At 69.4% G+C, this 21,757-nt stretch carries 12 protein-coding genes; all 12 read left to right on the top strand.

The features are described 5' to 3' along the window. Positions 1-52 precede the first annotated feature (52 nt). The 12 genes from cpaB to A6745_RS26625 all read left to right on the top strand — a co-directional run bounded on the left by cpaB (position 53) and on the right by A6745_RS26625 (position 21,751). Positions 53-1,024, top strand: coding sequence for a Flp pilus assembly protein CpaB (gene cpaB, locus A6745_RS26680; RefSeq protein WP_066134329.1), 972 nt, complete (start codon positions 53-55; stop codon positions 1,022-1,024). Between the two features lie 71 nt (positions 1,025-1,095). After that, the gene (locus A6745_RS26675; protein ID WP_066134327.1) at positions 1,096-2,598 is read left to right on the top strand and encodes a type II and III secretion system protein family protein; all 1,503 of its coding nucleotides are present in this window, start codon (positions 1,096-1,098) and stop codon (positions 2,596-2,598) included. 19 nt (positions 2,599-2,617) lie between these two features. Beyond that, positions 2,618-3,310: a CpaD family pilus assembly lipoprotein gene (locus tag A6745_RS26670; protein ID WP_066134324.1), complete on the top strand. Its 693-nt coding sequence runs from the start codon at positions 2,618-2,620 to the stop codon at positions 3,308-3,310. Positions 3,311-3,315: 5 nt separating this feature from the next. Next, on the top strand, positions 3,316-4,581 hold the full coding sequence (locus A6745_RS26665; protein WP_066134321.1) for an AAA family ATPase: 1,266 nt from the start codon (positions 3,316-3,318) through the stop codon (positions 4,579-4,581). Between the two features lie 8 nt (positions 4,582-4,589). Beyond that, entirely contained in the window at positions 4,590-6,047 is a 1,458-nt protein-coding gene (locus A6745_RS26660) for a CpaF family protein (protein WP_066134318.1), read from the top strand. Between the two features lie 19 nt (positions 6,048-6,066). Beyond that, positions 6,067-7,050 (top strand): type II secretion system F family protein, encoded by a 984-nt coding sequence (locus A6745_RS26655; protein WP_066134315.1) that lies wholly within the window; start codon positions 6,067-6,069, stop codon positions 7,048-7,050. Positions 7,051-7,058: 8 nt separating this feature from the next. Continuing rightward, positions 7,059-8,000, top strand: a complete 942-nt coding sequence (locus A6745_RS26650; protein ID WP_066134314.1) for a type II secretion system F family protein — start codon at positions 7,059-7,061, stop codon at positions 7,998-8,000. After that, positions 7,997-8,962: a tetratricopeptide repeat protein gene (locus tag A6745_RS26645; protein WP_066134313.1), complete on the top strand. Its 966-nt coding sequence runs from the start codon at positions 7,997-7,999 to the stop codon at positions 8,960-8,962. Before A6745_RS26650 ends, A6745_RS26645 begins: the two co-directional genes overlap by 4 nt. Further along, complete coding sequence (locus tag A6745_RS26640; RefSeq protein WP_231886096.1) at positions 8,955-9,479, top strand: hypothetical protein; 525 nt, start codon at positions 8,955-8,957, stop codon at positions 9,477-9,479. The genes A6745_RS26645 and A6745_RS26640 overlap by 8 nt, the downstream gene beginning before the upstream one ends. Beyond that, positions 9,476-10,078, top strand: coding sequence for a hypothetical protein (locus A6745_RS26635; protein ID WP_066134306.1), 603 nt, complete (start codon positions 9,476-9,478; stop codon positions 10,076-10,078). The genes A6745_RS26640 and A6745_RS26635 overlap by 4 nt, the downstream gene beginning before the upstream one ends. Further along, positions 10,075-11,643, top strand: coding sequence for a hypothetical protein (locus A6745_RS26630; protein WP_066134303.1), 1,569 nt, complete (start codon positions 10,075-10,077; stop codon positions 11,641-11,643). Before A6745_RS26635 ends, A6745_RS26630 begins: the two co-directional genes overlap by 4 nt. A gap of 31 nt (positions 11,644-11,674) precedes the next feature. Then, the gene (locus A6745_RS26625; protein ID WP_066134300.1) at positions 11,675-21,751 is read left to right on the top strand and encodes a putative Ig domain-containing protein; all 10,077 of its coding nucleotides are present in this window, start codon (positions 11,675-11,677) and stop codon (positions 21,749-21,751) included. Positions 21,752-21,757 lie beyond the last annotated feature (6 nt).

Below are 21,757 nucleotides of genomic sequence, written 5' to 3'. Positions count from 1 at the left end.
GAAACGTAAACAAAAGTGCAAATCAATTACATTTGAAATGAAAACGCGATCCTTGATCCTGCTCGCCTCGGCAGTCACGCTGGCTGCGGGCGCCGCCCTGGTGGGCCGCTCGCTGATGCGCCCGCCTCCTCCCGTGACGATCGTCAAGGAAGTGCCCGCGCAGGCCGCGCCCAAGCCGCCGGTGCGGTATGTGCTGTCGGCGGGCGATGCGATGGCGGCGGGCCGCTTCGTCGAAAGCGACACGCTGAAGACGCTGACCTGGCGCGAAGTGCCGGCAGATGCCGTGCGCGCCGATGACTTCTCCGCGGCGAACGATCAGGAACGCCGCCAGGTCGAACGCGAGATCTACGGCTCGGCGCTGCGCCAGCCGTTGCAAGGCGGTCAATCGCTGACGCGCGGCACGCTGGTCTATCCGGGCGAACCGGGATTCCTGGGGGCGGTGCTGACGCCGGGCATGCGCGCGGTATCGATTCCGACCAGCGCCGTGGACAGCAACTCCGGCCTGCTCAATTCCGGCGATCGCGTGGACGTGATCCTGAGCGTACAGCGCACGGAGATCCAGAAGCCCACAGACATGATCCCCAACAGCGAATACATGCTGCTGGCGTCGCAGACCATCGTGCGAAACGTGCGCGTCCTGGCGATGAACAACAACCCCACCGCCGTCACACGGCTGGCGGATCCCGAACAGCCGGCCACCGACAAGAACACCGCCAGGCGCGGCCAGGCCGACAGCAAGAACAACCCGCACCCGATTCCGCAGCCCAACACGCTGTTCTATGAAAGCGTGACGCTGGAAGTCAGCCCCGCCGACGCCGAACGCCTGGCGCTGGCACGCGAAGTCGGCACGTTGCAGGTTGCGCTGCTGAGCCATCGCGACGAGACCGCCTCCAAGGTGGCCTCGCGCGAGGCCACCCACCTGCGCGAGGCCACTTCCGTGTTCAACGGCGCCACGCCGCCCATGGTCAAGACCTTCCAGGGCGACAAGCAGGCCGTCCAGGTGTACGCCCCCAACGGCAAGTGACCGCCATGCGACTTCCACGTTCCCGCGCGGCCCTGCCCGCGCCTCTCCCGGCTCGCCCTTTTGATTCCGACATGATCCAGACCATGGCCCGCCAGGGCGCTGACTTCCCCTTCGCGCGGCTGTGCCTGGCCGCGGCGCTGTCCCTGTGCGGCGTGGCGCATGCCGCGCCGCCGGCCAAGGCTGCCGCCCCTCAGGTCCTCCAATCGGTGCAACCCACCGAAACCATCACGCTGAACGTCCGCGAGGGCCGGCTGCTCAAGCTCAATGTCGACGCCAGCAAGGTGCTGGTGGCGGATCCACGCATCGCCAGCTTCCAGGTGCCCTCGCCGAACCGCATCTTCGTGTTCGCGCAGGGCGTGGGTGCGACGACGCTGTACGCACTGGACGCGCAGGACAAGGTGATCGCCGCCATCAACGTGGTGGCCGAGCATGACCTGAAGACGCTGCGCGAGCAGATCAAGCGCACGGTGCCCGACGCCGACATCGAACTCGAAGCCTCGCTGAACGACCGCATCATCGTGCGCGGCATGGTGCGCACGCCGATCGAATCGAAGCAGGTGGTGGACCAGATCCAGGCCTATCTGGACGGCCTGGCCTCTTCGCCCGCCGGCCAGAGCAACGGCGGCGGAGGGGGTGGCGGTGGCGGCGCGGCCAACGGAGCCAACCGTCGCGACCAGGTCATCAACCAGTTGAAGGTGGAGCTGTCCTCTCAGATCAACATCCAGGTGCGCGTGGTGGAAGTGTCCCGCACCCTGTCGCATGAGCTGGGTTTCGACTGGGCCGCCACGCTGAACTCGGGCCGTGGCGCCTGGGGCATCATGACCGGCAGCGGCGGCGCGGGCTTCGCCCCGATCAGCGGCACGGTCAACCCGTCGCTGTTCGATTCGCTGACGGGCCGCACGCTTTCGCAGATGGTGCCCGGCACTTCGACCTCGCGTATCGGGATCGGCGGCATGCGCACCCGCGGCAACTTCACCATGGGCGGCCTGATCTCGGCGCTGTCGTCCGAGGGCTTCGCCACGGTGCTGGCCGAACCCAACCTGACGGCGATGTCCGGCGAAAGCGCGGCCTTCGCGGCCGGCGGCGAAGTGCCCATCGTCATCATCACCAACAACAACGTGCAGATCGACTTCAAGTCGTACGGCGTGATCCTGCGCATGACGCCCACGCTGCTGTCGGCCAACCGCATCAGCCTGCACATCGCGCCCGAGGTCAGCGAGCTGACCGAGGATGGCGCCGTCACGCTGGAAGGCATCTCGATTCCGGCGCTGAAGGTGCGCCGCGCCGACACTACGGTGGAACTGGCCAGCGGCCAGAGCTTCGCCCTGGCCGGCATGCTGCGCTCGACGCAGGCGCAGACCATGCAGGGCGTGCCGGGCCTGAGCCGCATTCCCATCCTGGGCCGCCTGTTCGAACACGAAGTGGCGCAGAAAGACGAAACCGAACTGGTGATCCTGGTGACCGCCAACGTGGTCGACCCGGTGGCCGCGGGCGAACTGCAAGTGCCCGGCCAGGACCTGCCGGGCCTGAAAGAACTGCTGCCGCAGCAAGCCTCCATCGGCTACCTGTACTGACGCCGCCTAGGGATACTCCATGCAACACGACACGATCCGCTCTTACTCCCGGCCAGCCCTCTGGGTCCTGCTGCCCCTGGCGACGGCGCTGCTGCTGACCGGCTGCGACACGCCCATCAACAAGGTGCGCGCCTCGCGCTTCGGCAACGGCTTCGCGCCGCAGGCCATACAAGCCGAACCGCGCGCCGTGGCGCTTGCCCTGCAGGGCACGGCCGATGGCCAGGGCCTGACGCCCGAATCGCTGCGCGAGGCCAATGCCCTGCTGACGCGGCAAGGCCGCATCGAACAGCAGGTGCTGACACTGACGCCCTTCAATGCCCGCGGCGAGGCGCTGGCCCAACGCGTGGCGCTGGCCCTGGGCCGCGCCGGCGCCCGCGAGCCGCGCGTGCTGGCCACCACGCTGGACGGTGAACGGTTGGCGCAGGCCGCCGAACAAGGCTGGGACCTGGAACTGCAATCCGAATCCCTGGTGCTCGATGCCAAGCACTGCGGCGTGGCGCGGCCCAACCAGACCACCGTGCATCCGTACTACGGCGTGGGCGCACTGGGTTGCGCCAATCGCGCCAACCTGGCCCGCATGGTCAGCGATCCGCGCGACCTGTCGCGCCCGCGCACGCTGGATGGCGCCGACGGCAAGGCCGCCGCTGAAGCGGTCGAGCGCTATCAGACCGGCGAGACGCGCGACCTGATCGACATCAACTTCGACAACTGACGGCCATGAGCGACACTTCTTCCTCGACCTCCGACGCCATTTTCGGCGGACCGGCCGTCTTCGCGGCCGCGGCGGACCTCAAGCCCATCGGTGACCAGCTGGACCGGCTGCGCCGGCCCGCCACCGTGCTGCAGGCGGGCGGCCCCGCGCAGGCCATCGAATGGTGCGCGGCCAACACGCCGCCCTCGGTGCTGCTGGTCGACATCGCCGGCCACGCCCATCCGCTGGCCGCGCTGCTGGAGCTGGCCGGGCAAGCCGGCCCCGCCTGCCGCATCGTGGCCCTGGGCCAGCAACAGGACGTGGACCTGTACCGCCAACTGCTGCAAGGCGGCATCTTCGATTACCTGATCAAGCCGCCGCGCCTGGACCTGCTGGCCGACACGCTGGCGCGGGCCGACGACGACGCGCCGCTGGGCCATGGCGGCACGGCCCGCGCCGGCCGCACAGTGGCCATGACGGGCGCCGCGGGCGGCGTGGGCGTCAGCACCCTGGCCGCATCGCTGGGCCAATGGCTGGCGGGTTCGCGCCAGACGCCCACGGTGCTGGTCGACTTCGACCGCCGCAAGGGTGACCTGCCGCTGCTGCTGGGCCTGGAGGCCGACGCGGGACTGGCCAGCCTGCTGGCCGCGCCGGACATCGATCCGCGCCTGCTGCAACGCACGCTGCTGGCCACGCAACAGGGCCAGGCCAACGGTCCCGCGCGCCTGCACCTGCTGGCGCAACGGCCCGCCACCGAAACGCCTTTGGACCCGGAGCGGGTGCTGGAACTGGGCGCCGTGCTGTGCCAACTGTTCTCGCTGTCGCTGTGGGACCTGCCCTCGCATCGCCCCGCTGGCGCCGATGAGGTGCTGGCCCACGCCGACGTGCGCGTCGTGCTGACGGAACTGACGGTGCAAGGCGCGCGCAGCACGCATCGCCTGCTGACCCAGCTGGGCGATGAAAGCGGCGGGCAGCGCCTGTTGCTGGTGGCCAGCGCCGCCCGCCACCAGCAACGCGCCGCACTGGAGAACGCCCAGTTCGAGGAGTTCGTGGGACGCGGCATCGATCTGCACCTGCCCTACGCCGGCCCGGCCCTGTCGGCCAGCCTGCTGCAAGGCCCGCTGAGCCTGCCCACGGCCTCGCCCTATGCCCAGGCCGTGGCACAACTGGGCTCGCGCATCCTGGGCCTGCCCGACGCCTCGGGCGCGCAGGCGGGCGGCGTGGCGCAACGCCTGCGCGCCTGGCTGAACCGTCCCGCGGCCGCCCGGCCCCGCTCCACCGCACGCGCCTGAGCCCGATCATGATGCTGCCTCGCCGCAAGACCGCCCCCCTTCCCACCGCCCTGGCCCAGCCGGCGGCGGCCACGACGCCTGCCCAGCCGGCCGCGACCGCGCCCGTCGCCACGGTGGCCGCGCCCGCCGCGCCCCAGCCGGCCATGCGCCCCGCGCGCACGACGGTACCGGCCAAGCCTATCGCCGCCAAGCCGGCTTCCGCCCCCGCGCCCGTAGCCGCCAATGCCGAGCAGGCCAGCCAGCGCCGCGTGATCCGCGACGAACTGTTCACGCAGATCGATCCGCTGAAGGCGGCGGCCATGCCGCGCGACAAGCTGCAATCGCAGATCGACGCGCTGATCCGGCGCATCTGCGACGAGCAGCGCCTGCAGCTGTCCGGACAGGAAGAAGAGCTGATCTCGCGCCAGATGCTGGACGAGATGGTGGGCGTGGGCCCCATCGAGCCGCTGCTGGCCGACGACACGGTCAACGACATCCTGGTCAACGGCGCGGGGCAGATCTTCATCGAACGCTTCGGCAAACTGGAGCTGACGCCGATCACCTTCATCGACGAGGAACACGTCTTCAACACCGCGCAGCGCATCGCCGCGCGCGTGGGACGCCGCATCGACGAGGCCAACCCCATGGTGGACGCACGCCTGCCCGATGGCAGCCGCGTGAACGTCATCACGCATCCACTGGCGCTGGACGGCACCACGATCTCGATCCGCAAGTTCATGCGGCGCGACCTGTCGCTGGAGTCGCTGGCCACGCGTGGCGCGATGTCGATGGACATGGCCACGGTGCTGCGCCGCGCGATGGAAGCGCGGCTGAACATCATCGTGTCGGGCGGCACCGGCGCCGGCAAGACCACGCTGCTGAACGCGTTGTCGCAGAAGATCAGTCCGCTGGAGCGCATCATCACCATCGAGGACGCGGCCGAACTGCAACTGCAGCAGATCCACGTGATCCGCCTGGAAACGCGCCCCGAGAGCGCCGAGGGCACCGGCCGCATCGACCAGCGCGACCTGATGAAGAACGCCCTGCGGATGCGGCCCGACCGCATCATCCTGGGCGAAGTGCGCGGCGGCGAATGCTTCGACATGCTGCAGGCGATGAACACGGGCCACGATGGCTCGCTGTGCACGGTGCACGCCAACACGCCGCGTGACGCGCTGATGCGCCTGGAGAACATGGTGATGATGGCCAACATGCAACTGCCGCTGGCCGCCATCCGCCGCCAGATCGCCAGCGCGGTCGACCTGATCGTGCAGATCGAGCGCATGCGCGACGGCGCGCGCCGCGTGGTGTCCATCGTCGAGATCTGCGGCATGGAGGAGGAAGTGATCCAGACCCAGGAACTGCACGCTTTCCGTTCGCGTCCGGGCGGCACCGCCAGCCAGGTGATCGGCGAGCACAGCGGCAGCGGCCTGCGGCCGAACTTCTATACAGAGAAGGCCCACCTGTTCGACCAGGACGTGGCCTGATCCGCGGAATCCAGATCCCATGCTCGACCTATTCACCCTGATTGTCTTCCTGCTGGTACTGGTGGGCTTCTACGCCGTACGCGCCACCAGCCGCCGCCAGCGCCGCGCGGACGCCATGGAACGGCGCCTGGACGCGCTGCGCCGCCAGATCGAACGCGAGAGCGGCGCGGCGATGGCCGTGCTGCAAGGGGCGGACACCATCGTCCTGCCCGGGCAGAACGACCTGCTGCCGCGCTGGCCCGCCATGGGACGCCGCCTGACGAGGCTGCGCGACGGCGCGCAATCGCTGGGCTGGCTGCCGACGCTGCGCCAGCGCCTGCTGCTGGGCGCGGCGATTGCCGGGGTGGGCGCGCTGGCGCTGGCGCGCATGACCGGCACCTCGATGGCGCTGGTGCTGCTCAGCGCCCCGCTGCTGTGGGTGATGCTGTGCCTCATCGTCTACCAGCGCGCCATGGCCCAACACCTGGACGCGCTGACGCGCAGCCTGCCCGAGGCCATCGACGCGATCACCCGCATCTGCCGTTCGGGCGTACCGCTGCAAAGCGCCTTCGGCATCGCCGCCGACCATCTGCACGGCCCGCTGGCGCCCGAGCTGCGCGAGATCGAGAACTGGCTGAAGCTGGGCGTGCCGCTGAAGGCCGCCATGCAAGGCTCGGCCCAGCGCATCCCGCTGCCCGAATACCGCTTCTTCGCTGTGATCCTGATCATCAGCCAGGAATCGGGCGGCCGGCTGGGCGACACGCTGGAACGCCTGTCGGCCACGCTGCGCGCGCGCGCCGAACTGGGCATGAAAGTGAAGGCCAAGACCTCCGAGGCGCGCGCCTCGGCCAAGATCGTCGCCCTGCTGGTGCCGGGCGTGCTGCTCTACATGTATCTCAACTCGCCCGATGACTTCCGCTTCATGTTCAACGACGCGGTCGGCATCCAGGTCATGGTCTACGCCGCGTGCAGCGTGGGCCTGGGCCTGCTGATCACCCACCTCATGGTCAAGCGCATCCGCTGAGCCCGCCTATGTTCTCCGATCCCCTGGCTCCCCTGCTGCTGTTGATCTTCCTGGCCGGCCTGACGCTGGTCGTCTGGCTGGCCCGCGCCGAGTCGCGCCGCAATCCGCTGCACGCGCGGCTGGGCGCGGCCGATGGCGGCGGCGCCACCCCGCAGGCCACCGTGTCGATCGCCCTGGACGACCGCTCGCCGCTGTCTCCCGTTCTGCGGGCCGCGGCGGCGTTCGGCGACAAGCTGTCCGGCACGGCGCAGGACCGCGCCGCCAACGAACGCCTGCTGGCCCAGGCCGGCTGGCGCCGCACCGAGGCCATCGGCCTGCTGATGGCCGCGAAGTATGGCTGCGGCGTGCTGTTCTGCGGCCTGGCCCTGTGGCTGCTGACCAGCCCGCAAAGCCGCTTCGGCCTGACCGGACTGGCCATCGGCCTGATTTCGCTGTTCGCCGGCACGCTGCTGCCCGAACTGCTGGTGAAGACGCGCGCCGCGCGCCGCCACGAGGCGCTGGCGCGCAGCATGCCCGACGCGCTGGACCTGATGGTGATCTGCGCCGAGGCCGGCCTGCCCTTCCCGCGCATCCTGAAGGTGGTGTCGCGCGAACTGGCCTTCAGCGCGCCGGCCATGGCCGACGAACTGGCCTATACCAGCGCCGAACTGCAACTGCTGCCGGACCGCGCCGCCGCGCTGCGCCACCTGGCCGAGCGCACCCGCGTGCCGTCCATCGAAAGCATGGTCGGCTCGCTGATCCAGGCCGAACGCTACGGCACCCCGCTGGCGCAAGCCCTGCGCACCATCGCCGAGGAAAGCCGCAGCCGCCTGATCCTGGAGCTGGAAGAGAAAGCCGGCAAGCTGCCCGCCCAGCTCAGCGTGCCGCTGATGACCCTGATCCTGCCTCCGGTGGTCGCCATCGTGGCCACTCCCGCGCTGATGCGCGTCATCCGGACCCTGATGCAATGAACACCCAAATCGCTTCCCTCCTGACCCCGCGCCTGGGCAAGCGCCTGGCCGCCTGCCTGATGACGGCCACGCTGACGGCCTGCGGCGGCATCACCATCAAGGCCGACTCCGGTCCTGGCACCGGCACGCGCAACGTGCCCGCCACCGCCACGGGGCAGACGCCCGCCGCGCCACGCGCGGCCAGCGATCCGGCCGAGGTGACGTCCGAGGGCCTGAAACTGGCCCGCCTGCTGCGCGACCAGGGCCGCTTCGAAGCCGCCGCGGGCATCTATGCCCAGCTGGAGCAACGCGGCAACCTGAAACCGCTGCAGATGCTGGAGTACGCCAGCGTGGCGGCGCAGGTGCAGCCGGCGGCAGACAGCCTGGCGCTGTACGGCCGCACGCGGCGCGCCATCAACGAGACCGGCACCAGCCTGACGCCCGCCGCCACGGCCATCCTGTGCAACGGCCTGGGCCGCGCCCGCATGGCGCTGGGCCAGACGGACGCTGCCCTGGCCGACTTCGACTGCACCCTGAAGGCGGACGGCGACAACATCGCGGCGCTGAACGCCAAAGGCGTGCTGCTGGACGCGCGCGGCCAGCACGACGAGGCCCGCAAGCTGCTGGCGCATGCGCTGGAACTGGATCCCGCCGACAACCGGGTGCTGAACAATCTGGCGCTATCGCATCTGGCCAGCGGCGATGCCGCCCAGGCAGTGCGCCTGCTGTCGCAGACCGAGGCCTCGCGCATGCCCACGCTGAAGCTGAACCTGGCGTTCGCCCAGGCCATGCAGGGCGACGAGCCGCGCGCCCGCCAGACGCTGGGCAGCTTCATGGGCGAGGCCCAGGCGCAGCATGCGCTCGAAGCCTTCGCCGAACACCGCCAGCGCATCCGCGGCGGCGCCTCGGTGGCCGAAGAGCTGCTGTCGGCCAGCCGCCAGTTGCTGCCCCTGCGCGCCCAGGAGAAGGATGGCCGTGGCTGATCGACGCTCTGGTTTCCGGCGCCGCCAGCGCGGCGCGCTGTCGGTGGAAGCCGCCTACGTGCTGCCCGTGATCATCGCGGCGGCCATGATGTTCATGGAGCTGGCCAACATCGGCCTGACCATCAACATGGGCGCGGGCGCCCTGGACCGCGCCATCCAGCAGTTCAGGCAGGACAACCAGAGCGGCGGCGGCCTGCAGGGCGCCAGCATGGAATCGCTGCTGCGCGACCGCATGGTGGCGGCCTCGCACAACTACCTGGACGACGACAACATCGCCACGGTGGAAATCGAGCGCTACACCTCGCTGGACGCCATGGGCGGCACGGCGTCGTCCAACGAGGCGGAGAACCAGAACCGCACCACCAACCTGCCCGCGTGGCGCATCTCGGTCGACATCCGCAAGAACTTCATCACCCCGTTGCCGCGCCTGTTGGGCGTGGACAGCGGCGCGTTCCGCTACCGCTACGAACAGGTGCTGGCCTATCTGCCGCAGACCAATACGGAGGCTGCGCAATGATCGGCGCCCGTCGCGCGCGCATCGCCGCACGGCGCCGCCAGCGCGGGGCCTTCGCCGTGGAGGCCGCGCTGGCGCTGCCGATCCTGATCGGCGCGGGACTGCTGGGCGCAGACATGCAGCGCATCCATACCGAACGCATCCGCCTGGAAAGCACCGCGGGCGTCGTGGCGGTGAACCTGGCGGCACAACGCGAACTGACGCAGGGCGGCCTGGACGAGCTGGCCAGGATCGCCATGCAGGGCCACGAGAACGACCAGTTGATGTATCTGCTGAGCGTGCGCCTGGACGGCACGGTCGCCTGGGGCGTGACCCGTGGCGGCGCCGAAGGCCTGTGCGAGGCGCCCGCCGCGGGCGGCCAGTATCTCGGCACGCTGCCCGACGACAGCCGGCGCGGCGACGACACCGCCGCGCCCTCGATGATCGTGGTCCGCTCGTGCCGCGGCACCGGCGACGTTTCACTGTTCTCCGGCCTGGTCCTGCCCGACATGCTGCAGACCGACACCTTGTTCCCGGCCACGAACGCGGCCATCACGCTGGATGAACCGCTGCAGGCCGAAAGCGACGGCAGCGGCCTGGCCCGAACCGACTCACAGTCATGAAGATCCGACGCCCAGAAACCTCGCCCGGCCGCCAGGACGGCGCCGCGGCCATCCTGTTGCTGCTGCTGATCGGCGGCGCCGTGGCGCTGGCCGCCTTCGCTTCGGACGGCGTGCGCATGACCGCCGATGCCTCCCAACTGAAACGCGCCACCGATGCCGCCGCGCTGGCCGCCTCGATGGCCCGCGCCAAGGACCGGCAGGCCGACATCCAGGGCATCGCCGAACGCTATGTGGCCAGCAACCTGGGGCTGGACGACGAACAGGTGGGCAGCGAACTGAGCGTGCAGGCGGAGCCCATCACCGTGAACGGCACGGCGGGCGCCCGCGTGACGGCCACGTTCAAGGCCTCGCCCATGCTGGCCAGCTTCTCGGAGCAGTCGGTGTCGGTGCATTCCTCCGCAATATCCCGCGACGTCAGCCTGGAGATCGCGCTGACGCTGCCGAACACGCTGACGGAAGACGCCGCCAACCTGGCCGCGCTGCGCCGGCTGGCCAAATCCTTCTCGGCCAACATGCTGAAGAATACCGACACCACCTGGCTGTCGCTGGTGCCGTTCAGCCAGGCCGTGAACGTGTACGACGCGCAGCAAAGCGGACGCTTGCGCAACTGGGCCATGGCGGGTGCGCTGAACCCGGTGGAGCTGACCTCCTTGTTCCGCTCCGGCTACGGCAGTCTGGCGGACCCCCGGATTCCCGACCGGCGCGCCAACCTGCTGTGCATGTACCGGGGTCTGAACCGCGGCCAGAACTACTTCTGGGACCAGGCCCCCTCCAGCGCGTTCAAGGTGTACTACCGCCACGATCTGCCCGAGAACGGCAGTCCCGGCGCGCCCCCGATCAGATGGGTAGGCCCGAATCCCGATTTCGGCAAGGCCACCGGCGTGAACGATACCCGTTGGATGGTCGCCGACCGCGGCTGCCCCAGCGCGGCCCTGCTGCCCCTGACCAACGACCAGAGCAGGATCGACCAGCGGCTGGATCAGATGTCCACCCGCTTCAATGTGAACTATGCGATCGCCATGGGATGGAGCGCGATGTCCCTGGCCCCCTCGTTCCGCGGCGCCTCCGGTTGGGCTTTGCCCGACGACCTGCCCAAGGATTTCGACGACGGCCAGGGCGATCGGGTGAAAGCCATCGTGATGCTGATCAACTCGACAGGCCAGAGGTGGTTCGACTCCGACGCCTACAACAACGAAGTCGGCGAGCCCACCGATGGCTGCTCCGCCAACAGCGGCACCAGCGGCGGGGCCTGCGGCAATGGCGATGCCCTGATCACCGAGCGGTTCGCCAACCTGTGCGCCAGTTTCCGTGCGCACCGGCTGCGTTTCTTCCTGATCGTGACCGGCAGCGACGAAGCCCGGGACGAGGACGGCCAGATCCGCAGCGCCTCGGACTTCCGACGCATCGCCGGCCCCGGCCTGGCGGTATGCGCCGAAAAAGGCTCAGACATCACTTACCTGTCCGGCCGGGATTTCGTGGTTTCCGAGGGTCCCATACAAGACCGCCTGGACCAGATCGCCGAAGAACTGCGCCAGCTGGCCTCGCTGACCACGCTGATCGAATAAGCCCAACTTGCCTCATCCCCATACGCCTGCCATGACCGCACGCCGCCCCTCCCCGCTACGCCGCCAGGCCCTGGCCCTGGAACCCCGCTTCCTGCTGGACGCGGCCGTCACCGCCACCGTCGCCCAGGTGGTGGACGCCACCGACACCAAGCCCGGCGTGACCGCCGATGGCGCCGCCGCCAGCGTCACCATCGACGACCACGGCACCGCGCAGACCGTCGACCTGTTCAGCGGCGTGACCGTCCACACCGACACGGGCAAGCAGGATGGCTTGAATCAATTGGTCGTGACCCTGGACCGCAGCGGCGCCAACCAGGCGCTGGTGGCCGATGGCAGCGAGATCACGCTGACGGCCGGCGGCGGCACGACGGCCAACAACCATTATGTCTACACCGTGCAGGTGGGTGGAGACGGCAGCACCACGATCACCTTCACCATCGCCTCGTCGGAGACCGGCAACACGCCCCAGGGCGCCGCCGGCCTGATCGACAGCATGGCCTACCGCGCGCTGGACAGCACGGTGGAAGGCGGTACGGTCAATGTTCTGCTGAAGAGCCTGAGCGACGATGGCAACGATGTGGCCGACCTGGACATCGGCGCCACGGTGAACATCACCAGCACCATCAACGTGGCGCCCGTGCTGACGGGCGATGGCCATCTGGACGCTCGTGACTCGCTGTCCCTGGGCGAGCTGGGCAATGCCACCGAGGTGGCCTACTCGAACGACGGCAAATTCGCCTACGTCGCCGGCACGGACGGCATCCAGGTCTATACCGTGGATGCCGAAGGCGCGCTGCATGCCTTGCAGACGTTCAAGCACGACGATCTGAACACCGTGAACCACATGGTGGTCAGCGAGGACGGCAAGTCCCTCTACACGACGTCCAGCAACGACGACAGCTACGTGGTGCACTTGCGCGTGGCCGACGACGGCACGCTGAGCTATGCCGCCTCGATCGCCTCGCAGAACGGCATCATCAACGGCGGCATGACCCAGTCGGGCGATGGCGCCTACCTGTACGTGGGCACCCAGTGGAACGACGTCGTCATCTACCAGCGCGATGCCGCCACGGGCGACCTGACCGTGATCGGCCGAGCCGTCGGCAACGGCAACGGCCGCAGCGGCGTCATTGCCACCGCGGGTGACTACGTGTACGTCCTGTACATGGGCAGCCCGCACGCGCTGAGCATCTACCAGCGCGGCGAGGGCGGTCTCCTTACGATGCTTGAGAACCTGGCAGTGGCCAATGTGGGCACGGGCTACACGGCCACCGATTACTCGATGGCCGCCAGCGCCGACGGCAAGTACCTGTACATCGGCAACCCCTCGACCGGTGCGATCCATGCCTTCCAGATCCAGGACGGTTCGCTCAGTCTGATCGGCTCGCAGACGCCTGGCAGCCTGCGCAACGTGGCACTGAACCCGGACGGCACCCTGCTGTACGCCAGCACCGCCAGCGGCTCGGTCAATGTGTACGCCATCGGCGCCAACGGCGCGCTGCAACTGCTGACCACGCTGGCCGGCAGCGGTAGCGGCAACGACATCGCGGTCTCTCATGATGGCCTGTCGCTGCTGGTGGCGGGCGGCGGCGTCGCGCGCTACAGCAGCGTACAAGGGCTGCAGGCTGGCGCCGAACTGCCCTTCGCCGACGGCCTGACGCTGTCGGACAGCAACTACGACGCGCTGAACGGCGGCGCGGGCGACTACAACGGCGCCAGCATCACCATCACCGCCAGCGTGGACAGCGGCAGCTTCGGGTTCGCCGAGGGCAACGGCCTGAGCCTGTCGGGCAACGGCATCATGCTGGCCGGCTCGGCCATCGCCACCTACGCCCGCAACGGCGATACGCTGACCATCACCTTCACCTCGGCCACCAGCAAGGTGGTCGCCAACCAGGTGCTGCACCAGGTCACCTACAGCCATGCCGCGGCCGCACGCAGCGGCCTGATCATGCTGACCGTGCGCAGCGGCGACGGTGCGCTGGACAGCAACACCCTGTCCGTGGCCCTGCTGCTGAACGCCGCGCCGCAGGCCGATGCCGGGTACACGCTGGACGAGGCCACCACCGAGACCGCCTACAGCGTCACCCTGCCCGCCAGCCTCTATACCGACGCCGATGGCGATGCGATGAGCTGGGCCGTGTCGGGCCTGCCGGAAGGATTGACCTTCGACCCCGCCACGCGCACCATTTCGGGCACCGTTACCGTGCCTGGCGCTTACGCCGTGACGATCACCGCCACGGACATCTATGGCGCCACCACCTCCATGACCCTGAACCTGGACGTGGCGCAGATCGCCAACCGCGCGCCGCAGGTCAGCGACAGCGCGCCCACGTCGCTGCCGCTGGCAGGCGTGGACATGGCCGGCTACAGCGTGACGCTGGACGCGGACATGTTCCGCGATCCCGACAGCCTCTACAGCGACAGTACCCTGACCTGGAGCACCTCGACGCTGCCGGCGGGCCTGGCCTTCGACGCCGCGACGCGCACCCTGAGCGGCACCCCGACCACGATGGGCGACTACCGCATCACCATCACGGTCACCGACGAGCATGGCCTGACGGCGCAGCACACGGTGGACCTGCGCGTGGTGACACCGGCCGAAGCCGATAACGCGCCGCCCGCGCTGAGCGCCGACGACAGCCTGCTGACCTATACCGCCGAGGGTGGCCTGAGCGGCTTCAGCAACGCCGTCTACAGCCTGACGCTCTCGCAGGGCGACACCATCCTGACCGTGGTGAGCAATCCCAACCTGGGACACGCCATCACGCCAGGCGGAAACAGCGTCCTGAGCATCTACCAGCGCGACACCGCCACGGGCAAGCTGACCCTGCTGCAGCAGTTCGTGCAAGGCGCCGCGGACGACGGCAATGCCGCCAACGGCATCGAGGTGAACGGCCTGATCGGCGGAACCTACGCGACCTACTCCACCGACGGCGCGCACATGTACCTGGTCGGCCAGAACGCGGCGGGCAGCTATGTCCTCACCGTGTTCGACGTGAATGCCGACGGTACCCTGGCCGCCACGCAGGACAGCACCGTGGTCGGCACCGAACAGCCCAAGCAGATCGTGCTGTCGGACGACGGCAAGACGCTGTACGCCATCTCCAGGAGCAATCTGTACGCATTCACGCTGGGCGCGGATGGCGTACCGGTTCTGGCCGACACGCACAGCGATGGGTATGGCAGCACGAACGGCGCCACGGCGCTGGCGGTGGACAGCCAGGGCACGGTCTACGTCGCTGGTGACTCCCGCATGATGATCTACAGCGCGGGGCCGGACGGCACCCTGACGCTGGCGGGCGCCTTCACCGGCATGGGCCTGTCGAACTTCGTGCGCGGCATCGCCATCTCGGATGCCGGCTACATCTATGTCTCGACAGGGTCTCCCGGCAGCATCCTGACCCTGCAATACGACCACGACGCCAAGACGCTGACCCAGGTGGGCTCGCTGTCGGCTAGCCAAGTCTGGGGCCTGGCACTGTCGCCGGATGGCAGCACGCTGTACGTGGGCAACAACGTCGGCAGCATCCTGATCTACGACCTCGGCGACGATGGCAAGCCGACGCTGGTGAAGACGGTGACGGGTATCGGTGGCCGAGCCTACCGCATGGCGGTCTCGGCGGATGGCACCTCCATCTACGGTGGCGGTTTCTTCACCGCCGGCGGCCTGGGCGTGGTCCGCGTCACCCCGGACGTGACGCTGGCCTATACCGAGAAAGGCACGCTGAAGCCGGCCGCCGGCCTGCACCTGGCCGATGCCGAGTACGATGCCCTGAACGGCGGCGCGGGCGACTACAACGGCGCAGTCCTCTCGGTGTCCCGGCCCACGGGCGCCGATGCCGAGGACAGGTTCGGCCTGGCCGAAGGCAACGGCCTGGCCCTGCGGGACGGCGTGATCTTCCTCGATGGCCAGGCCATCGCCACGCTGACCAGCGACGGCGGCCTGCTGACCATTGCCTTCACGGCGCAGACCAGCACGGCCACGGCCAATCACGTGCTGCAACAGATCACCTACACGAACACCAGCAACGTACCACCCGCCAGCATCGCGCTGCGCATCGGCGTCAAGGACACCTACATCACCACCGACTTCACGGTGACGCTGGCCGTGACGGCCGTCAACGACGCCCCCGTGGCCACCGCCACGCCCGCCGAGCCCACCCAGGGGCTGGGCGGCGCGGCGGTGGCGCTATTCGGCGACGTCGCGATCTCCACCGTCGAGCCGGACCAGGCCATCACGTCGCTGGCGCTGACGGTGGGCGGCCTGCGCGATGGCGCGGCGGAGACGCTGCGCATCGATGGCGAGCTCATCGCCCTGGTGGCCGGCAACGGCGTCACCGCGGCCAACGGCTACCGCTACACCATCGCCGTGGCCGACGGCACGGCCACGGTGACCGTGACCCGCGCGGACGGCATAGGCCCCGACGCCGCCGCGGCATTGGTCCAAGGACTGGCCTACGCCAACGCCGCCCAGAACGGCACGGCGGGCGAACGCACCGTGACCTTGAGCGCCGTGCGCGACAGTGGCGGCACGGCCAACGGCGGCGCCGATACCGCATCGCCGGACATCACGGCCACCATACATGTGCAAGCCCAGGCGCCTGCCCTTGGCGCCGACAGCGGGACCATCGTCTACGACGATCTGCTCTCGCCCCAGGACGAAAACTACAACGGCCTGTTCGATGGCATCCAGAGCACGGTCGCCTCGGGCGATCTCGTCTACGTCGTGCGGACCACGACGCAGTGGGACAGCGAGACGTTCAGCGAGATCGAAATCAGCAGCCTGCACGTGCTGCAGCGCGCCGAGGACGGCACGCTGAGCATCGTGCAGACCCTGGACACCAGGACGCTGGCCGCGCTGGGCGGCGCCACGGAAGTGCGCCTGTCGGCCGACGGCGCCACCGTTTACGTGCTGAGCAATCAGGGCGTGGCTCTGTTCACCCGCGACGCCTCCAGCGGCGAGCTGAGCGCGTCCGGCAGCATCGGCAGCGAACTGATCGAATCCCAAGGCCTGATCCGCGACGTTCTGGCAGGCGCCGACGGCCACGTCTACGTCACCGCGGGCAACAGCCTGCTGGTGTACACCCGCGGCCAGGATGGCGTGTGGGCATTGGCCCAGACGCTGGCCGACACCGAAGACGCCAGCCTGCCGCTGGACAACGCCGGCGCGATGACACTGTCGGCCGACGGCAACTACCTGTTCGTGGCGACCACGGGCACCAGCACGCTGGCCAGCGTATTCCGCGTGGCTGAAGACGGCACGCTGAGCTTCGTGATGGCCGCGCAAGGCCAATCGCCAGCCGAAGATCAGCTTTACTACACGTCTTCGCTGATCCTGTCGCCGGACGGCAAGACCCTGTATGCCATCGACTTCGACGGCACGGACCGCGTGCTGCACACGCTGTCGGTGGGCGCGCAAGGCGCGCTGGCTGCCGTGGCGGACACGGCGCTGACCGGCAGCGCCGACAACCTGCTCGTGTCGCCGGACGGCAAGCTGCTGTTCGTGATGGGCGCGGACGGGATCGCGTTGTACGCGCTGGGCGCGGAGGGTCAGCCGACGCTGGCCGGCACGCTGTCCAGCCTGGGCGGCAACACCATCCAGGAGCTGCGCGGCGCCAGCCTCGGCGCGGACGGCAAACAGCTGTATCTGGCCGGAAGATTCAGCTGGACCGACGGCCTGATGGTCGTGGACCTGGCGCCGGCATCGTCCACCTATACCGAAGGCGGCGACGCCGTGGCGCTGCTGCCCGGTGGCACGCTGGCCGACCCGCAACTGGACGCCGGCAACGGCGGCGCAGGCGATTACCAGGGCGCAAGCATCGTCGTGGAGCGCGACGGCGGCGCCCAGGCGATGGACCAGTTCGGCTTCCTGGCAGGCGACGGCTTCACGCTGGACGCCGAGAACGGCCGGATCCTGCGCGACGGCACCGCCATCGCCAGCTTCGCACAGGCCGACGGCAAGCTGACCGTGACTTTCACCGCCAGCGTCAGCAAGGCGGACGCCCAGCAGGTGCTGCGCCACATCGCCTACCTGAACACCAGCGCCGATCCCACCCACGACGGCGACCAGGCGCGTTTCGTGATGACGCTGGACGATGGCGACGGCAACAGCGACAGCATGACCGCGGACGTGACGCTGATCGGCGTGAACGACCCGCCCGTCATCGACACCACGCCGCTGTCGCCCACCTACCCCGCCGAAGGCGAGCCGGTGAAGCTGTTCGACGGGACCACCATCGACACGGTGGAGGCCGATCAGACCATCTGGCAGGTGATCGTGACGGTCAGCCCGGCCAGCGGGCAGGACGTGCTGGGCGCGGACGGCGGCCGCATCTCGCTGAGCACGGCCACCAGCGGCGTGCAGTCCACCGGCACGGGCCTGCAATACATGGTGCGGATCGACGGCGACACGGTCACCGTGACGCTGTACCTGAGCAACACGCCCGAACGGGCCGCGCAGGTGATCGACAGCCTGACCTATTCGCACAATGGCACGGCCACGACCGGCGACGTGACCATCGGCGTGAACGTGCGCGAGAACGACGGCGGCGACAATCTGTCCACCTACACGGGCACGGCCATCGTCCACCTGGCGCCGGCCGCCCAGGCCAACACCGCCCCCATTCTGGGCGGCGCGGCGGACATCGGCTACACCGAGCAGGCCGACGCCATCCTCATCGCCCCGGGCGCATCGGTGTCCGATGCCCAGATGGACGCCTTCAACGGCGGCCTGGGCAACTATCACGGCAGCGTGATGACGGTGGCGCTGGGCACCGGCGCCAGCACGGCGGACAGCCTGGGCTTCTCCGACGGCAATGGCCTGACGCGCAGCGGCAACGACCTGGTGAAGGACGGCAAGGTGATCGGCACCTTCGCCATCGCCAACGGCACCTTGACGCTGACCTTCACCGACGCCAACGGCGCCATCCCCACCAAGGCGGACGTCCAGAACGCGCTGCGGCAGATCACGTATGCCAACGGCAGCGACGCCCCGGTGGCCAGCTTGGCCGTCAGCGTGACGCTGGCCGACCAGCGCGGCCTGGTGTCGGCGGCGATGGCCTTCGACATCGACATCACCGCCGTCAACGACCTGCCCGAGATCGTGGCCGACCCGGTGCTGTCGCTGGGCGAGCTGTCACACCTGCAGCAGCTGGCCGGCGTCGCAGGGCTGGGAACCCTGACGTCCAGCGTGGCATCCGCCGATGGCGGGCAGGTGTACGTGGCCGACGACAGCGGCGCCATCGCACTGTTCAGCCATGATGCCGACACCGGCCAACTGACCCTGGTGCGGGTCTTCGCCGCGGGCAACGGCCTGGACGGCGTGAAAGAGCTGCGCCTGTCGGCCGACGGCCAGAGCCTGTATGCGCTGCGCAAGGACGGCAACCAGATCGCCTGGTTCGGCGTGGCATCGGACGGCACGCTGACCTACGGCGGCGCCATCAGCAGCGTGTACGAAGTGGACGGCAGCGCGATGTTCGATCTGCGCGACCTCACCGTGTCGGCGGACGGCAAGAACCTGTATGTGCTCAACGCCTACACGGTGCTGACCCTGGTCCGCGACACCAGCACCGGCGCGCTGAGCTACGTCGGCGCGATGGACAGCGGCCTGTGGAGCCCGCCCTACCTGTGGTCGCCCACTGCCATCACCGCGCAGGACAACCTGGTCTTCGTGGCGACCGCGTCGTCCAACGCCGCGCTGATCGTCTACCAGCGCGACGACAGCGGCACGCTGACGCTGCTGGGCTGGGCGGCCCACAACCAGCCCGACGCCGCGGGCGAAACGGTGTCGCTGAGCGACCTGCAGCATATCGTCGTCAGCGAGGACGGCCGCACGGTCTTCGTGGCCAGCGGCTCGCAGATCGACGCCTTCCGCCTGGATACCGCCACGGGCGCCCTGACGCACGCGGGCGTGCTCGCCAGCGGCCTGGACATCCAGGACATCGCCCTGACCGCCGACGGCCGCGCGCTGTTCGCCACGCTGGCCGGCGGTTCGATGAACTACTACGCCACGACCAACGGCGCACTGCTGGCCTCGCAGGACGGCATGGCCGGCGCGGGTCACATCGTGCTGCTGCCCGATGGCGGCGTGATCGTGCTGGGCGAGGCCATCGAGGTGCTGGGTGCTGCGCCGGTCGGCAAGCCGGTCAGCGAACTGGGCGGCGATCCCGTCGCGCTGGCGCCCACGCTGAAGATCAGCGACGCCGAACTGGATGCCGCCGCCAACGGCGCGGGCAACTACCAAGGCGCCAGCATCGTGTTCGAAGGCCAGGCGGGCGACCGCTTCAGCCTGCTGGCGGGTGACGGCTATGCCCTGTCGTCGGACGGCACCACCGTGCTGCTGGACGGCAATGCCATCGCCACGCTGCAACAGAACGGCACGCAGGCCATCTTGCGCTTCACGGCCGCCACGACCAGCGCGCAGGCCAATGCGCTGTTGCATCGCGTCGGCTACGCCGCGGGTGGCGACACGGGCGGCGCGCGCACCATCACGCTGCGCCTGAACGACGGCGAGGCCGACAGCGCCGCCTATGCGGTGCAGATCGACGCCGTCGAGCCCAACCATGCCCCGCAACCGGGCGACACTCCCTATACCCCCAGCGAGGCATTCCAGGGCCGCGACTACACACTGACGCTGCCCGAATCGCTGTTCAGCGACGAAGACGGGGATACGCTGGCGTGGACCGTGGACGGACTGCCGCAAGGGCTGGGCTTCGACGCCGATACGCGCACCCTCACGGGCAGCGCCCTGGCGGCCGGCAGCTACACGCTGACCGTGACCGTGACGGACCCCGGCGGCGCCACGGCGTCGCGCACGCTGACGCTGGTCGTAGCCGAACCACCCAACACCGAACCCATCGACAGCGGCATCGACCTGACGCCTGGCCAGGCCCAGGCCGGCAGCGATTACCGCTACGTCCTGCCGGAAGACCTGTTCACCGACGCCGACGGCGACGCCCTGGCGTGGACCGTGGACGGCCTGCCGCAAGGGCTGGGCTTCGACGCGGACACGCGCACCATCCAGGGCGTGGCCGCTTCGGCAGGCACGTACACCCTGACGATCCGGGCGACCGACCCTTCGGGCGCCGCCGTCTCGCGTGCGCTGGTGCTGGAAGTCGTGGCGCAAAGCGTGGAGCCGAATCCGGATCCCGGCACGGATCCGGGTACCGACCCGGGCACGGATCCTGGCGCGAACCCGGGAACCGATCCGCAGCCCGTGGATCCCGAGCCGCAACCCTCCGACGCACCTGCGCCGCAGCCATTGATGCAACCTCCGGTCTACCCGCACGACACGACCCGCCGCGATGCCGAACAGGAACGCGGATGGCGTGACAGCGTGGCCCGCCCGACTGGCGCCGTGCCGAGGCCCGCCGTCGGCTCCGCCCCGCTGGGCGCAGGCGGCGATGCGGCAGAAACCGCCGCTCCCGGTTCGTCGGCCGTCCTGGACGACCTGCTGGCCGATTCGCTGCAACGCGACGACCGCTGGACCCGCGGGCTGGACGCCATGCGCACCGCCGATGGCAAGACCACGACCCTGATCGCGTTGGCCGGTCCCGGCGCCGCGCCGCTGGCAGGCCCCGACCGCCCCGTGACAGGCGCGTGGCATTACGACCGGGACGGCAACCGACAGGTGTTCACGCTGCCCGCCGGCCTGGTGCGCAGCAACAGCCCGATCGCATCGATTGCCCTGCGCATGGCCGACGGCAGCGCATTGCCCGCCGGCGTGCGCCTGGATACCGCGCGTGGCGTGATCGTCGCACCAGGCCGCACCGGCGCCATCGACCTGTCGCTGCAACTGGTGGTGCGCACCGTGGACGGCAGGCAGATCTCCGTGCCCATCGCCGTCTCGGCCGAGCGCCACGGCCTGGCCGCACCGATCGCCCCGCTGGCGGAACGCGCTGCGCAGGCGCATGACGACGGATCTGCCGCCGACCACAAGCCCGCCCTGACCCTGCAACTGCGCCAGAGCGCCGCGCAGGACATCCTGGCCCAGGCGTACCAGCTGTTGGCCGCCCTGGGCGACGACCCCGCACCGGCCCACCCCGCCCTCGCATCCGAATTGTCCGCCGGCGTCCGCCAGGCCCCCTCTATCACCGTAGAAAGCTGATCACCG

It is taken from the genome of Bordetella ansorpii (assembly GCF_900078705.1).
GTDB classification, from domain to species: domain Bacteria; phylum Pseudomonadota; class Gammaproteobacteria; order Burkholderiales; family Burkholderiaceae_B; genus Bordetella; species Bordetella ansorpii_A.
Note: the sequence above shows the minus strand (reverse complement) of the source record. Positions and strands in the feature narration are given on the sequence as shown.